Here is a 14,788-nt window from a genome sequence, read left to right as displayed (position 1 = left end):
GCCATCAATGCGTAAAGCAGTCGGGCGGCTGGTGGCAAGCCTCTGCATCGAGGTTTCCGGCCATGGTGTGCTTGCGGGCGTGGCCAAGGCGGCTTTGGGTGGTGGTTATGAGTGTGGATTGGGACTACCGCTACCGGATCGGGCGCCATGGTTGGGACAAGGGTCAGGCCGCGCCGCCGCTGGTGGAGTGGCTGCGGCGGCACCGCCCATCCGGACGCATCCTCGTGCCGGGCTGCGGTCGCGGGCACGATGCTGCTGCTTTGGCAGGCCCGCAGGCGGAGGTGCTGGGCGTGGATATTTCGGCCACGGCGGTGCGGGCGGCACAGGCGCGGTATGGCAGGCCGGGGCTGCGCTTTGCGTTGTGCGACGCGCTGCACAGCCCGGCGGCGCGGCTGGGGCGTTTCGACTGGGTGGTGGAGCACACGTGTTTTTGCGCGATCCCGCCGCGCGAGCGGCCTGCTTACGTGCGGCGGATGGCCGAGCTGCTAAGGCCGGGCGGCCATTTGCTGGGGATCTTTTTTCTGGAGCCGCACGTGGTCACGGGGCCGCCGTTCGGCGTGCAACCGGCGGAGCTGGACCGCCTCTTCGAGCCCTGCTTCGAGCTGGTGGCGCGCTGGCTGCCCACGGAGAAATTCCCGGAGCGCGAGGACGGTGAGGAAGTGCGGCTTTACCGCCGGTGTAAATTCGTTCGCGTCGGTGGGGCAGCGGTGCCATCTTGAGCGGATACTCGATGTCGATCGCCCACTATTTCCGTTGTTTCAGCGAGCCGACCCGTTGGCGCATCCTCCACTTGTTGCGGCAGGGGCCGCTTTGCGTCTGCCACTTGCAGGAGATTCTGGACGAGCCGCAGGCGAAGATCTCGAAGCAGCTGGCCTATCTGAAGCCGTACGGGCTGGTGACGGCGCGGCGGCATCACAACTGGACGATCTACAGCCTGCCGCCCCACTTGCCAGCCGAGGTGGAGGCGATGCTGGATTTGCCGCTCGACGAGGCCGACCAGAAAACGTTGACCGCCGACCGCCTGCGCCGCGATGCGCTGTTGCGGCGCCTGGTCGAAACTTCGGAAGCGCCGGAGCCGATCGGCGTGCTGTTGGCGCGGGGGGAAATTGGGTGTTGCTGAGGCGTGAGCCGCGTGAGCGGGTGCTTCTGCAGCACAGGCTTGCGAAAATGCAAAACAGCTGTTTGATTTCTGGCTTTGACCGACTTATCTGAAGGAATGCACGCTGTTTCTGATTGGGAGCTTCTACTGGGCGCGTTGCCAGATCAACGCGCTGGGTTGGTCGCGCCCCTTGCCCAGGCGTCGGCGCAGCTCCCAGCCGGGCCAGGAGAGGTCGACATCGCCCGGGGCTTCGAGCACCACGGTGGCGTCGCCATCGCCCAGCTGGCGGTCGAGGGCGGCGAGGATCGCGTGCGGTTGCTCGCGCCACAGGCTGTAGGGCGGGTCGGCGAAGACGAGGTCTACCTGGCCCGCGCGGTCGAAGTGCAGGGCGTCTGCCTCGGCCACCACGCCAATGTCGGCCACCATTTTTTGCAGGCTGCGGGCAACTGCGGCCACATTGGCGCGCAAAAGGCTCGCAGTGCGCCGATGACGCTCTACCCACACGCAGTGCGCGGCCCCTCGCGAGAGGGCTTCGAGGCCATAGGCGCCGGAGCCCGCAAAGAGGTCGAGCACGCGGGCTTCTTCCACCCGCGGGCCGAGGCTGGAAAAGACAGCTTCGCGCATGCGGTCGGTGGCCGGGCGCAGGCCTTCGCCGGTGCCGACCTTCAGGGGGATGCCTCGCGCATTGCCTCCGGTAATTCGCATGGGCGTGAGGATACAGCGCAGAAGGGTGGGGCAGGCAAAATAAATTCTGCTTTATCTGGGGGCCCTTCTGCTATTTGTTCTCCCTCCTCGTTTGCGCTGAACGCTTCGCTCAACTGATGAAATCTGCCCGCACATGGTGCCAACTGGGGTTACTGAGCCTGCTGGCGGCGCCGCTCCAGGCTCAGGACGAGGCCGATGGCTTCAACCTCTGGCCGCTGCTTACGTTTCGCCCGGCCGATACGTGGGGCCGCCCGGCCACTTCCACCGGCCTCGGGCCGTTCTGGCTGGGGCAGCAGTGGGAAGACCGCAGCGTCTACGGCTTCCGCCCGCTCACGCTTTCCTACTCGTGGGAGGCGCGGCCCGACGACGAGCAGTTCCACCTCGCCTACCCGATCTTCAATTACCGGGAGCGGGGCGACATGGTGTTTTGGGACATCTACAGCCTGATCCGTTACCGCCACGATTCCGGCAGCGATATTACGGACTTCCAGGCCTTCCCCTTCCTCTTTTACTTCGACAGCCCGGAGCCGCAGGCCAATTACGCCGCCTTTTGGCCGGTGGGCGGCACGTTGAAGAATTTCTTCGGGCGCGACCGGGTCGACTTTGCCGCCTGGCCGCTCTACGTACGCACGCGCAACGAGAAGGCGGTGCGCTACTCCGTGCCGTGGCCCTTTATCCAGTATCTGAAGGGGCCGGAGAGCCGGGGCTGGGCGCTGTGGCCGCTCTACGGGCATTTCGAAAAAGACAACGACTACGACCGCACCTTCGCGCTCTGGCCGATCTATTACGATGTGCACCGTGGGCTGGACAGGGAGCAGCCGCGCCACGACTTCGGCGTGCTGCCGTTTTACGCCCGCTCGACCGCACCGGGCTTGAAGAGCGAGACATTTGGCTGGCCGTTCTTCGGCTACACCCACGAGTGGGACCCGCGCCCGGATTACCGCGAGACGCGCTACTTCTGGCCGCTCTTCGTGCAGGGCAAGGGCGAAGAGAAGTTCATCAACCGCTGGATGCCTTTCTATACGCACGAGGGCAAGGGCCTGCAGGAGAAGCATTGGTACATGTGGCCGCTGGTTAAGACTTCGAAGCGCTGGGAAGCTCCGATGACGATCGAGCGCGATCAGCTCCTGTATTTCGTGTGGTGGGACGAGCGCCGCAGCACGGCTACCTGGGAATCGCGCAAGAGCTACCTCTGGCCGTTTTTCGGCTATTGGGACGATGGCGAGGATTCGCGCCAGATCCAGGTGCTGGACCCGCTGGGCGGGCTTTTCCCCAACAAATCGACCATGCGCGATGCGTGGGGCAACCTTTTTGCGGTCTACCGCTACGACCGCCGGCAGGAGAGCGTGGAGCATTCGCTGCTGTGGAACCTGCTCAACTGGAAGCGGAACGAGGGGGAGACCACCGGCCTCGGCGTGGGCCCGCTCTTTAACTACCAACGCGAAGATGAACGCGCGAAGGGCGACTGGAAGGTGCTGTGGGGGCTCGTGGGCCGCCATGGCAGCGAAGACGACCGCCGCTGGGAATTCTTCTGGAAAGACTTCTAGGGATACTATGTTTGCTTTGCTCAACGTCCTCAACCAGCTCGGCAGCGGCCTCATGCTGCTGTTGCGCACGCTGCGTTACCTGCCGTATTCGCTGCGCATGATGCCGCGGATCGTGGACCAGTGCCTGTTTATCGGCAACGGGACTTTGCCGCTCACGGCCATCCTCAGCCTTTTCATCGGCGGGGTGCTCGCCTTGCAGTTTGGTTACAGCGCCAACGCGTTTGGGGCGACCGACTTTATTGGCGGCGTCGTGGGGGTCTCCCTCGTGCGCGAACTGGCTCCGGTCATGACGGCGATCATGCTCACGGGCCGGGTGGGCTCGGCGGTAACGGCAGAGCTCGCTTCGATGAAGGTCTACCAGGAGGTGGACGCGCTCAAGACGATGAACATCCCGCCGGAGCGCTTCCTCGTGCTGCCCCGCCTCATCGCGGTCGCCATCACCATGCCGCTGCTCACGATGACGTCCAACCTCATGGGCTGGATCGGCGGGCAACTGGTGGTGCGCTTCGTGCCGTGGCTCGACCAGACGACGCAGACGTATTACAACGCCTTGCGCGCGCAGATCACGGTCAAGGACCTGACCGACGGCCTGGTGAAGGGCGAGATCTTTGCCCTCATGGTCATCATCGTATGTTGCAACGTGGGCCTGCAGGCGCAGGGTGGCCCGCGCGAGATTGGCGCCGCCGTGACGCGCGCGGTCGTCTCGTGCATCATTTTCATCCTCCTGCTCGACTACTTCGTCACCTACACCCAGCTCTAAGCATGGAAGCCGAACAAAATACCGAGCAACCGCTCGCGGTAAAGGCCGAGAATCTGCACAAGAGCTACGGCGACAACCACGTGCTCAGGGGCGTCAGCTTCGACGTGAAGCCGGGTGAGATCTTCGTGCTCATGGGGCCCAGCGGCTCCGGCAAGAGCGTGCTGCTCAAGCAGATGATCGGCCTCGAAAAGCCCGACGAGGGCCGCGTGCTGATCAATGGCCATGATGCCTCCGACCAGGAGACGCACGAGAAGTTCAAGACCGCTCTCGTCTTCCAGGCCGGCGCGCTCTTCAACTCGATGACGGTCTTCGACAACCTTGCGCTCTACCTGCGCGAGCATCGCCTCTACGACGAGAAGACCATCCGCCAGAAGGTGAGCCGCGTGCTGGAGGTGCTCTCGATCGAGCAGACGGCCAAACAGTTCCCCGCCAGCCTCTCCGGCGGTATGCGCAAGCGTGTGGCGGTGGCCCGTGCCATTGTGATGGAGCCGCAACTGGTCCTTTACGACGAGCCGACTTCCGAGCTCGACCCGATCCGCTCCGCCACCGTGAGCGAACTCATCGCCACTGTGCGCGACGAGACCAACGTCACCAGTATCGTCGTCAGCCACGACAAGGATCTCGCGCGCGGCATTGCCGACCGGGTGGGCCTGCTGTGGGATGGCGAGCTGATCTTCAACGACACCCGCGAGGCCTTCTGCAACAGCGAAGACGAACGGGTGCGCGACTTTCTTAACCCGACTATCAATCCCTCCAATCCGCGGTTCCGCCAGGGCCGCAACTCGGCATGAAACAATCGCTGCAATACGTCCGCGTGGGCCTCTTCTTTGTGCTGGGGCTCATCCTCATTTTCGTGACCTACTCGGTCATCGGCAACAACCAGTTCGGCAAGAAGGACGGCTACCTCCTCGTCGCCCAGTTCAACGACCTCAAGACGCTGACCCCCGGCAGCGACGTCCGCATGGCGGGCGTGCGCATCGGTGAGGTGGCGGAGACGAAGCTGGTCGAAGGCAAGGCGCAGGCCGTGCTCCGGATCGACTCGAAGTTCCAGATCCCGAGCGACTCCATCGCCAGCATCGGCGTGGCCAGCCTGCTCGGGCAAAACTACATCGCCGTCAACTATGGCCAAAGCCAGTCGATGGTGCAGGATGGCGCCCGGATCGAGACGAAGAACACGGCCGACTTCAACGACATCATGAACGAAGTCAGCCAGCTCAGCCAGAAGTTCAACCAGATCGCCGACAGCTTTTCCGGCTTTGGCGAAGGCGACATGGGCAATCTCTTCACCAACCTCAACGACATGGTGACGGAGAACCGCGCCCAGCTCGACACCATCGTCGACCGCATCGACTCCATCACGATGAAGATCGACAGCGGCGAGGGCACGCTCGGCAAGCTGATCAATGACGACACCGCCTACACCCGCGCGGTCGAAACGCTCGACGAGATCAAGCTGGCCGCCACCGACGCCCGCGCCACCCTCGACGAGGCGCAGACGATCATTGCAGACGTGAAGGCGGGCAAGGGCTCCATCGGCCGCCTGCTCTACGATGACACGGCCGCTCGCGAGCTGGAGGAAACGATCGCCAACTTCAACGAGTTTTCCCTCAAGCTGAACAAGGGCGAGGGCACGCTTGGAAAGCTCGTCAACGACGACGAACTCTACGTGGAGCTGCGCGCAATGCTGCAAAAGGCCGAGCAGACGCTCGACACGGTGGGTGACGCCGGCCCGATCTCGGCCGTCGGAACCGCCGCCGGCGCCCTCTTCTAGCCTGCGGGCGGAGGGACTTCCAGCCGGGTTCAGCGCAACGAAAAACAGGATGAACGGGCCTTTTGCGGGCCCGTTTTTCATGTACTGGGGAAAAATCAGAATTTTCTTTGAACAATTTCCCACTTCACGCGATCTACCTATATAGCTAAGCTAATAGCAGAGCGATTACAGTTTTGTTTCAGCCTAGTTTGTAGTTTGGTTAAGCACTTGAGAGCGTCGCCGGGGTCGGTCAACCCCGGCGACATTTTTTTTAAACCTGCGGACCACTTCGGGTGTGGTTCACCGGGAAACGATTTTTAGGACTCAAAAGCTAAAACGCGGAGAAGAGCGGGCCCGGAGCCGCGTGGTTAAGCATCTGGAGAGGAGGTGAAAACTTTTTTCCAAAAATCGTTTCGGCTTTTGAACAAATCCCCACCCACTCCCGTCTTAGATAACACAGGGACAGTGACAGCAGTTTTCAGAATCAGTTAGAGTTTGTAGTTTGGTTAAGCACTTGGGGAAACCGCCCGGCTGGGATGCCGGGCGGTTTTATTTTGGCCCGGTTTTGGGGCTGCGGATGAGCAGGGGTGGACAAATGCCCGCGCGTCCGGCACGGTGGGGCATCATGTCTCTGGCGGATCATTTACACCCGGAAGTGCGACTGATCCGGGAGCACGCGGCCGGCCTGCTGGCGCTGGAAAAGCCCTCCGGCATACGCTCTCACCCCAATGACGGCGGTGTGGCCGACGAGGGGGCCCTGCTTACCTTGCCCTACGATGAGGCCGCCGAGGCGTATCTGGACGGCGGCGCACGCTACTTTTTGCTCAACCGCCTCGATGCGCCCACCAGCGGCCTGATTTTGCTCGCGACCGATGCGCAGGTGGCGGCGGAGGTGAAGGCCCGCTTTGCCGGGCGCGATGTACAAAAAACCTACCTCGCGGTGGTCAAGGGGCGCCTCGCGCGCCCGCAGGAGCGCTGGAGCGACAAGCTGCTGACCCAGACGCGTCAAGGCCAGTTGCGCACCATCACGAGCCCACGGGGCGAGCCGGCGCTCTGCGAAGCCCGCCAGCTGAAGCAGAGCCAGACGCAGCCCCTGCTTTCATTGATCGAGCTGCAGCCACACACCGGGCGTACCCACCAGCTACGCGTGCAGTGCGCCAGCCGGCACTTGCCCATCGTGGGGGACGCGACTTATGGAGATTTTCGCTACAATCGGGAGTTTGCGAAAAAATACGGCGAAAAGCGCCTGTTACTCCATGCGGCTGCCGTCAAGCTGGAGTTCAAGGCGGGTGGAAAAGCGCATCATTTTGAGGCTCAATGCGCCATGCCCACCGCGATGCAGGTGCCTTTCATGAAATAAAGTAATCTATTTCCTGAAATCGATTTGCCTTGTCGAGCGTAAGGAGCGTCTCTAAGGACTTCGGCACCGCCGGACCGTTTTGGCGGCAGATCCCCCTTAATCCCCTAATTCCTTACTTCACATGACCTACCCTCCTTATGTACCCGCGTGGAAGAAAGCAACGTTGCTTTCATTAGGCTGCGCATTCGGCCTGGAGAGCCTGAGAGCCGAGCCTCACGTATATGAACCTTTTGCCTACGAGGCGGATACCGTAGCCCTTATGAAAGACGGTGGAACCGGCTTTTCCGGAGCATGGAGTGCTCGAACGGGCATGGCTGCTCCCGCTTTTGGTGGCGCGATGGTTGTGACCGAGAGCCTGTCTTACACCGATGGTGAGCGTACCCTTCATACCGAAGGCGGCAGCCTTTTTTTGACTGGCGCGAGCAGCAACAGTGCGATCCAGCGAGAGGTGGACCTGGAAGCACTGCCCAACCCGGTGCGTGAGCCTGCGATCGGCACGAACACCTTTATTTCATTTCTCGCCCGCCGCTCGGGTGAAGCTGCCGACCCCAACAACCCCGTTTACGGTGGCAATTACCCCTACGGCGACAACCTTTATCCGCGTTCTGCTGGTATTGGATTGCTCAGCTGGAACGACGAAGACCTGCTGCAACTTTTCCTCGGCAACCTTTCCAACCGCCCCGACGACGTTTGGCGCTTCACCGGTGAAGATATTTATGGCGATGATCGCCGTGACGCCCGCAGCTCGGTGCCCTTTGGCGCGGGCCAGGAAACCCGCCTGGTGGTAATGCAAGTAGCCCACGGGGCGGGTGGCTGGAATGGCGACCGCGTGCGGATCTGGATCGACCCGAACATGGCCGGGCCGCGCTTCAGCGAGCCACCCGTCACGTTCGACTGGACCTCGCGCGACGATCCGCTGATCGTCCAGCCTGCGGTGATCGCGCTTGAAGCCAACAACAGCAACGCCCTGCGCCCGCACGCGGAGCTGAGCTTCGACGAGCTGCGGATCGGTGATTCGTGGGAAGCGGTGACGCCCCACACTGGCGGGCAAACCTGGGCCGGGCGTCCGCTCGTCAATAGTCGATTGGCTACCGGTGAGAACTTTCTAGGCTGGCTGGAAAAAAGCGATTCGGAGTGGTTCTGGAGTTGGGACCTCGATAGCTGGATCTTCATCCCCGAAGGTTCGATGACGAGCAACGGCAGCTGGTTCTTCATGAATCGCACGGGCCTGGAAGCTCCGGAACGCGTCGATGTGCCGTCGATCCTGCTCGCTTACGAAGGCTTCGATTACATTGCCGGTCAGCAGTTGGTCGTGAATTCGCTCGATGGTGGTACGGGCTGGGTCGGACCATGGGTGGCCGCTGAACCGGGCCCACAGCCACTTGCCTCCGTGCAAGAGGCTAGCCTCGAATATACCGACGAAGGCGGTTATGCGCTCGCGACGACAGGCGGCCATGCGTATGTCTCGGGTGATACTGGCGTCAACACCAACGTCCGCCGCACTCTTTCGGAGCCGGTCGCAGCCGAGCCGGGTAACACCGTCTATATGTCGTTCATCGGGCAGCGCGTCGGCGAGCCGACCGACCTCAGCAACCCGCTCTGGTCCGACACCAGCATTTATCCCAACGGCTACCCCTGGGGTGACAATCTCTACCCGCGCGGTGCCGGCCTCAATATCTTCTCGGGAGACTCAGGTACTGACACTTCTGCGATGATCGGCAACCTCTCGGATCAGCTGATCAACCAGTGGTCGTTCAACTCCGAATCGACGCACTTTATCGACGAGACGGCGTTTACCGATCAAGCCTTCATCGTGGTGCGGCTCACCTACACCGCGCATCAGGAGGTCAACATGGTGGGCGAGGTCGTCGACCTGGTCGGCACCGTGGCCACTTTCTGGGTCAACCCGCGCAACCTGCTGGAGGAAGACGCCAGCGACGCGATCCGCGATGTGGCCTTGCGCGACTTGGTGACGCCGAACGACGTGGCCATGCAGGGCCTCGGGCTCCATGCGGGCAACGATTCCTACTACCGCCCGGTCGGTGAATTCTTGGCCGACGAGCTGCGGGTTGGCACCGACTGGCATGCAGTGACCCCGGTGCAAGGCGGCAAGCCTACGCCCGAAGTGCCTGCGCCCACCTATTGGGCTGGCATGGAAATCGTCGACGGCTACGTCTGGGCAGGCAGCGAACTCCGCTGGCTCTGGGTCGATTCCGCTCCCTGGCTCTACAGCCACGTGCTGAATGCATGGGTCTGGGTCGAAGAGGAATGGATGCAGGAAGATTCGCACTGGCTCTACATCCCCGACTCCACCGAATAGTTTTGAGCTGACCTTGGAACGGGAGCTAACAAGAGCGAAAGAAGACACGCTCACTGCGTTTCCCTCCTTTTAGCTCCTGTTTCATTAATCTTTTGAGTTCGGCACCCAGTTCACCTAAACTGGGTGCATGATCCTTTCCAAAGCCCCGCAGTTGACCGATCCGCAGCTCCTCGAAGTCCAGCGCATCGTGGAGGAGTTTGGGTGCCACATCCAGGTGATCAAGGGTGCGCACCGCCACGTTTACGCGATCATTGGCGATGAACGCAGCGAGACGATGGTCAACCGCCTGTTGGGGCTGGACTTTATCGAGCGTGTGGACCGGATCGAATCGGTCTACAAGCTGATGGACCGCCAGAGCGCGCTCGCCAGCCACAAGGTGCGGGTTGGCTCGGTGGTGCTGGGCGAAGAGCCGGTCGTGATGGCGGGCCATTGCACGATCGACCCGAAGGAGCCGCAGCTGTTCCTCGAATCGGCGGCCGCAGTGAAAGAAGCGGGCGCCCACGTAATCCGCGGCGGTGTCTGGAAGCCGCGCACCTCGCCCCACTCGTTTCAGGGCGCGGGCGAAAGCCTCGAAATCCTGCTGGAAGCTCGGCGGCAGACAGGGCTGCCCGTAATTGCCGAGGTGATGGAAGAGCGGCACCTCGTGATGGCATTGGAGGCGGGCGTGGACCTGCTCCAGATCGGCACGCGCAATGCGCTCAACTATAGCCTGTTGGCCCGCATCGGCATGGACACGCACGCCAAGGGCACGCCGGTATTGCTCAAGCGTGGCCGCCACATGGGCCCGATCGACGAGTTTATCTCTGCCGCCGAATACATCGTGGCCGGCGGCAATCCCAACGTGATCTTTTGCCCGCGCGGCACCATGCCGGCGCTCGACGGCTACCGCAACCATCCGGACGAGTCGATCACGCCGCTGCTCAAGGAAAAGAGTTGGGCGCCCGTGGTGGTCGACCCATCGCACGCCGTCGGCCGGGCCAAATACGTGCCTGCCGCGAGCCTCGCCGCCATCGCCTACGGGGCCGACGGGGTGATTGTCGAGACCCACCTGCAGCCCCGCAAAGGCATCGGAGACGACCCGAAGCAGTCTATCACGCCCGATGTGCTGCGCCAGCTCATTCAGGATCTCCGCGCCCTCTGGCAGATCAAGAGCCGCTGGCGGTGAGTTACATCGCCATGGCCTGCGGGGTCTCGAGCTCTTGCAGGGCTTCGCGGAGGCGGGCGGCGTCGCGGGCGGGCGGGGCACCAAACATGCGGCTGTATTCGCGGCTGAATTGCGAGGGGCTTTCGTAACCGACGCGGAACCCGATGTTGGCGGCGTCGCCCTGCTGGCCCAGCATCAGGCGGCGGGCCTCCTGCAGGCGGATGTTTTTCTGGAACTGCAGCGGGCTGAGCGATGTTGCGGCCTTGAAGTGGCGGAAGAACGACGAATGGCTCATGTGGGCCACCTCGGTCAGGCGGTCGATATCGAGGGGCCGGTCGTAGTATTCGCGGATCCAGGCGATGGCGCGGCTGATGCGGGCCATGCGGCCTTCGCCCAGCGCGATCTGGCGCAGGTGCATGCCTTGTGGGCCCGTCAGGAGGCGGTAAAGGATCTCGCGCTCGGCCAGCGGGGCCAGAAAGGGGATGTCGCTTGGGCGATCGAGCAGGCGCATGAGGCGGATGAGCGGTTCGAGCAAGTCGGCATCGATGGGCGTCACGGAGAGGCCGGAGAGGTTGGGCGCGTCTTCCGGCTCCGGCAGCTCGCTGATGAGCGCCGTGAGGGTGCTGATATCGAGCGCGATGCTCATCGCCAGGTAGGGCTTTTCGTGGCTGGCGACGCAGACGCAGCCGGCCACGGGCAGGTCGAGCGAGGCGATGAGGTAGTTGGCCTCGTTGTACTCGTAGATCTGGTCGCCCAGCATCACGTGCTTGCAGCCTTGGGCCACCACGCAGAGGCGCGGCTCGAACATGCCGAAGGTGGGCCGCGTCGGCTCTTCGGCACGGTACATCGAGAGGCGCGGCAGGTGTTGCTTGTAGGCGGGGCCGCTGCAGTGGCGGCTGATGAGATCACGAAGCTCGACGAGTTGTTCCATGGCAGGTTCCTCCGAGAACCGAGCCTAGCGAGGAATGGGGGCGGCACAACTTTTTGAGAGGATTGGGCAAGCAAAGGGGAGCATCCGGCTACCGAAGGCGTGCGCCGTTGTGGTAGGATGGGTAGCGTGATGAAAGACTCTCTCCTACGACGTATCTGGTTCATTACAGGGGCTTCGCGCGGGATCGGCGCCGCGCTGGTGCAGGAGGCTTTGGCGGCGGGTGACTCCGTGGTGGCAACGGCGCGCAACCCGCAAAAAATTCGCGACACCTTCGATGCCGACCCGGAGCGGCTCCTTGCCCTGCCGCTGGATGTGACCCGCCCGGAACAGGCCGAGGTGGCGGTGCAGGCGGCCTTGCGGCACTTTGGCCGCATCGACGTGCTGGTCAACAATGCCGGTTTTTGCTTGCTGGGGCGTTTTGAAGAAGCCTCGTCACAACAAATTGAAATGCAATTTGCGACCAATGTGTTTGGGATGGCGAATGTATTGCGTGCGGTGTTACCGGTCATGAGGAAGCAAGCACAGGGGCGCATTCTGAATACGTCTTCGATTGCGGGCGTGAAAGCCGTCGCCAATGCCACGTTTTATTCCGCGTCGAAATACGCCGTTGAAGGCATGACATTGGCGTTGGCCGATGAAGTTGCGCCGCTGGGCATTCAAGTGACGGCGATTGAACCGGGCTTTTTCCGCACTGAGTTCTTAAATGATCGCTCGGCGCAATATGGTGAAACTCGCATCGACGATTATCAGCCTTATGGTCATGCCCGTGAGCTGCTGGCTGCCGCCGATGGCCAACAACAAGGTGATCCGGCCAAATTGGCGGAAGTCATCGTTCGCGTGGTGGATTTAGACAAGCAGCCACGCCAATTGCTGATCGGCAATGATGCCATCGATTTCGTGATGCCGTCGTTAGAGGCGCGAATCCAAGAGACGCATCAGTTTGCCAGCTTGACGGCATCAACCGATTACTAACCCGAGCGGGTTAGACATACCATGTTTTTAAAGGCAATGAATACACATGAAAGATCCATTATTCCAACCATTTACATTTAAAAATGGTGTGACATTACGCAACCGAGTTGTCATGGCTCCGATGACCACATGGTCGTCCAACGCGGATGAAACCATTTCTGACGAAGAACTCCGTTACTACCGTGCGCGTGCACAAGGGGTGGGTTTACTGTTGACCGGATGCAGCCACGTTCAGCCGAGCGGGATTGGATTTACGGATGAGTTTGCAGCATATGACGATCGCTTTATTCCCAGCTTAACGAAGCTTGCGGATGCAGCCAAAAGTGGCGGCGCAGTCGCGGTGTTGCAACTGTTCCATGCCGGGAACAAAGCGGTTCCCGACCTGATTCCGAACGGTGAGTTGGTGAGTGCCAGTGCAATGGCCGCGCCGAAAGGGCCATTTAACGATGGCAAACTCGCAAGTCGTGAATTAACCGAAGCCGAAATCTTCGAGCTGATCCATGATTTTGGCCAAGCCACACGCCGAGCCATTGAAGCGGGATTTGATGGTATTGAATTGCACGGCGCGCATGGTTTCTTGATTCAGAATTTCCTATCGCCGCTCTTTAACCAACGTCAAGACCAATGGGGAGGCTCACTGGAAAACCGCATGCGCTTCCCGTTGGAAGTCGTGCGTGAAGTGCGCCGCGTGATCGATGAACACGCAAGCCGTCCTTTCTTGCTGGGGTATCGTATTTCGCCGGAAGAACCAGGAGAGGGCGCGTTACGCATTGATGACGCGCTGGCGCTGGCTGAAACCTTGGCGCAAGCGGGCGATATCGATTACTTGCATACGTCGCTGTACAACATCCTTGCGGGTCAATCTCAGGATGACACCAGTGGAAAAACCACGGCGCAACGCTTTATCGACCGTGTGGCTGATCGCGTGCCACTCATGGCCGCAGGAGAGGTGCGTACGCCGAATCAAGCGCGTCACGTGCTTGAAACAGGCATGCCGCTGGTGGTGGTCGGACGCAGTTTGGTGATGAATCCGACTTGGGTCGAAATGGCTCAAGATGGCCGCGACCAAGAGATTCGAGCTGCGTTGGATTTGTCTCACAGCGCCGATGATCTGCAAGTGCCGACCAAGTTATGGAACATCATCAAGTCCACTCCGGGATGGTTCCCTGTTCAGTCATAATTTGAACACGAATTGTGTCACGTTCTGCCAATGGCTCTCATCATGAGGGCCATTGTTTTTTTGTTTGCCTGTTTTGCGATTTTTGACGGCGACAAGCACCGCTGATTGGCCGCATGAGTACAAATTTAACACAATGATTTTGTTGAATTACACAGTGCGGTATAAAGACAGTGATATTTTAAATTTAATTATTATCAATAAGTTATTTGTTTTATGTGCAGTGTGTTGAACTCGTGCTCGTTTTGATTTCATCATTTCAGGCATAAAAAACAAAACAGGCAAATAACTCGTCATTTTAGGCAAACTTACACGCCATGATCTGCCTATACTGATTTCAAGTCAGGAGCAAACCGCGAACTGGCGCACAGCTTTCTAAGACAATGACGTACGCTACTGAGGAGCAATCCAAATGAACAAAGTCTACTTTCCTAATACCAACGGTCTGGACATTACACTCGCTGGGCTGATCAACTTCCCAGAAAATTTTGATGCGACCAAGCGTTACCCGGCGATTGTGGTGTCGCACCCGGGTGGTGGTGTGAAAGAACAAACCGCAGGTACATACGCAAAAAAACTTGCAGAGCACGGGTTTGTTGCCATTGCTTATGATGCGTCTTATCAAGGTGAAAGTACCGGTAATCCGCGCCAATTGGAAAACCCACACGTACGTACGGAAGATGTAAGTGCCGTGATTGACTACCTCACCACGCTGGATTACGTCGACAACGATCGCATTGGTGCGATGGGGATCTGTGCGGGTGCGGGTTATACCGCCAATGCCGCCATTAATGATCGTCGCATCAAAGCTGTGGGAACGGTCAGCATGGTGAACATCGGCCAAATGTTCCGCAACGGTTGGGACAACAACGTCAAAGACAGCGATGCGATTCCTTACCTTGAAGCCGGTTCTGGTGCGCGCACTGCCGATGCCACTGGCGCGGAGCCTGCAACCATGCCAATGGCTCCGATGAAGGAAGAAGATGCACCAAATGAAGAGCTGCGTCAGGCTTGGGAGTATTA

At 60.5% G+C, this 14,788-nt stretch carries 14 protein-coding genes; 12 read left to right on the top strand and 2 right to left on the bottom strand.

The window, feature by feature from the left end:
- Window positions 1-107 precede the first annotated feature (107 nt).
- Window positions 108-719 (top strand): methyltransferase domain-containing protein, encoded by a 612-nt coding sequence (locus Q7P63_03070; protein ID MDP0499058.1) that lies wholly within the window; start codon window positions 108-110, stop codon window positions 717-719.
- 11 nt (window positions 720-730) lie between these two features.
- Window positions 731-1,120: a metalloregulator ArsR/SmtB family transcription factor gene (locus tag Q7P63_03065; GenBank protein ID MDP0499057.1), complete on the top strand. Its 390-nt coding sequence runs from the start codon at window positions 731-733 to the stop codon at window positions 1,118-1,120.
- 123 nt (window positions 1,121-1,243) lie between these two features.
- Here Q7P63_03065 and Q7P63_03060 read toward each other — a convergent pair whose 3' ends face one another.
- A complete protein-coding gene (locus Q7P63_03060) occupies window positions 1,244-1,804 on the bottom strand; it encodes an RsmD family RNA methyltransferase (GenBank protein ID MDP0499056.1) in 561 nt (186 codons plus the stop codon).
- A gap of 116 nt (window positions 1,805-1,920) precedes the next feature.
- On the opposite strand from Q7P63_03060, the gene Q7P63_03055 reads away from it, so the two are divergent.
- The 7 genes from Q7P63_03055 (at window position 1,921) to Q7P63_03025 (ending at window position 10,706) form a co-directional block, all read left to right on the top strand.
- Window positions 1,921-3,351, top strand: coding sequence for a hypothetical protein (locus Q7P63_03055; GenBank protein ID MDP0499055.1), 1,431 nt, complete (start codon window positions 1,921-1,923; stop codon window positions 3,349-3,351).
- A gap of 7 nt (window positions 3,352-3,358) precedes the next feature.
- Complete coding sequence (locus Q7P63_03050) at window positions 3,359-4,111, top strand: ABC transporter permease (protein ID MDP0499054.1); 753 nt, start codon at window positions 3,359-3,361, stop codon at window positions 4,109-4,111.
- Between the two features lie 2 nt (window positions 4,112-4,113).
- Window positions 4,114-4,902: an ATP-binding cassette domain-containing protein gene (locus Q7P63_03045; GenBank protein ID MDP0499053.1), complete on the top strand. Its 789-nt coding sequence runs from the start codon at window positions 4,114-4,116 to the stop codon at window positions 4,900-4,902.
- Entirely contained in the window at window positions 4,899-5,882 is a 984-nt protein-coding gene (locus tag Q7P63_03040; GenBank protein MDP0499052.1) for an MlaD family protein, read from the top strand. The genes Q7P63_03045 and Q7P63_03040 overlap by 4 nt, the downstream gene beginning before the upstream one ends.
- A 604-nt stretch (window positions 5,883-6,486) precedes the next feature.
- Window positions 6,487-7,221: an RNA pseudouridine synthase gene (locus tag Q7P63_03035; protein MDP0499051.1), complete on the top strand. Its 735-nt coding sequence runs from the start codon at window positions 6,487-6,489 to the stop codon at window positions 7,219-7,221.
- Window positions 7,222-7,531: 310 nt separating this feature from the next.
- Window positions 7,532-9,541: a hypothetical protein gene (locus Q7P63_03030; protein ID MDP0499050.1), complete on the top strand. Its 2,010-nt coding sequence runs from the start codon at window positions 7,532-7,534 to the stop codon at window positions 9,539-9,541.
- Between the two features lie 127 nt (window positions 9,542-9,668).
- Window positions 9,669-10,706 (top strand): 3-deoxy-D-arabino-heptulosonate 7-phosphate synthase, encoded by a 1,038-nt coding sequence (locus Q7P63_03025; protein ID MDP0499049.1) that lies wholly within the window; start codon window positions 9,669-9,671, stop codon window positions 10,704-10,706.
- A gap of 1 nt (window position 10,707) precedes the next feature.
- On the opposite strand, the gene Q7P63_03020 is transcribed toward Q7P63_03025, so the two are convergent.
- Window positions 10,708-11,616, bottom strand: coding sequence for an AraC family transcriptional regulator (locus Q7P63_03020; protein MDP0499048.1), 909 nt, complete (start codon window positions 11,614-11,616; stop codon window positions 10,708-10,710).
- A 129-nt stretch (window positions 11,617-11,745) separates the two neighbouring features.
- Here Q7P63_03020 and Q7P63_03015 point away from each other — a divergent pair, with 129 nt between their 5' ends.
- From Q7P63_03015 to Q7P63_03005, 3 genes are all read left to right on the top strand, one after another.
- A complete protein-coding gene (locus Q7P63_03015; GenBank protein ID MDP0499047.1) occupies window positions 11,746-12,588 on the top strand; it encodes an SDR family NAD(P)-dependent oxidoreductase in 843 nt (280 codons plus the stop codon).
- Between the two features lie 46 nt (window positions 12,589-12,634).
- Window positions 12,635-13,768: an NADH-dependent flavin oxidoreductase gene (locus tag Q7P63_03010; protein ID MDP0499046.1), complete on the top strand. Its 1,134-nt coding sequence runs from the start codon at window positions 12,635-12,637 to the stop codon at window positions 13,766-13,768.
- 409 nt (window positions 13,769-14,177) lie between these two features.
- On the top strand, window positions 14,178-14,788 hold a 611-nt coding region (locus Q7P63_03005), incomplete at its 3' end, for an alpha/beta hydrolase (GenBank protein MDP0499045.1).

Source organism: Verrucomicrobiota bacterium JB022 (genome assembly GCA_030673845.1).
Classification (GTDB): Bacteria; Verrucomicrobiota; Verrucomicrobiia; order Opitutales; family Oceanipulchritudinaceae; genus WOUP01.
The sequence above is the reverse complement of the archived record's forward strand: the minus strand, read 5'-3'. Positions and strand labels throughout refer to the sequence as shown.

Bases quoted from the DNA above. Each gene is read 5' to 3' on its own strand.
- Q7P63_03070 (MDP0499058.1), top strand. From the start codon at position 108: ATGAGTGTGGATTGGGACTACCGCTACCGGATCGGGCGCCATGGTTGG.
- Q7P63_03065 (MDP0499057.1), top strand. From the start codon at position 731: ATGTCGATCGCCCACTATTTCCGTTGTTTCAGCGAGCCGACCCGTTGG.
- Q7P63_03060 (MDP0499056.1), bottom strand. From the start codon at position 1,804: ATGCGAATTACCGGAGGCAATGCGCGAGGCATCCCCCTGAAGGTCGGC.
- Q7P63_03055 (MDP0499055.1), top strand. From the start codon at position 1,921: ATGAAATCTGCCCGCACATGGTGCCAACTGGGGTTACTGAGCCTGCTG.
- Q7P63_03050 (MDP0499054.1), top strand. From the start codon at position 3,359: ATGTTTGCTTTGCTCAACGTCCTCAACCAGCTCGGCAGCGGCCTCATG.
- Q7P63_03045 (MDP0499053.1), top strand. From the start codon at position 4,114: ATGGAAGCCGAACAAAATACCGAGCAACCGCTCGCGGTAAAGGCCGAG.
- Q7P63_03040 (MDP0499052.1), top strand. From the start codon at position 4,899: ATGAAACAATCGCTGCAATACGTCCGCGTGGGCCTCTTCTTTGTGCTG.
- Q7P63_03035 (MDP0499051.1), top strand. From the start codon at position 6,487: ATGTCTCTGGCGGATCATTTACACCCGGAAGTGCGACTGATCCGGGAG.
- Q7P63_03030 (MDP0499050.1), top strand. From the start codon at position 7,532: ATGGCTGCTCCCGCTTTTGGTGGCGCGATGGTTGTGACCGAGAGCCTG.
- Q7P63_03025 (MDP0499049.1), top strand. From the start codon at position 9,669: ATGATCCTTTCCAAAGCCCCGCAGTTGACCGATCCGCAGCTCCTCGAA.
- Q7P63_03020 (MDP0499048.1), bottom strand. From the start codon at position 11,616: ATGGAACAACTCGTCGAGCTTCGTGATCTCATCAGCCGCCACTGCAGC.
- Q7P63_03015 (MDP0499047.1), top strand. From the start codon at position 11,746: ATGAAAGACTCTCTCCTACGACGTATCTGGTTCATTACAGGGGCTTCG.
- Q7P63_03010 (MDP0499046.1), top strand. From the start codon at position 12,635: ATGAAAGATCCATTATTCCAACCATTTACATTTAAAAATGGTGTGACA.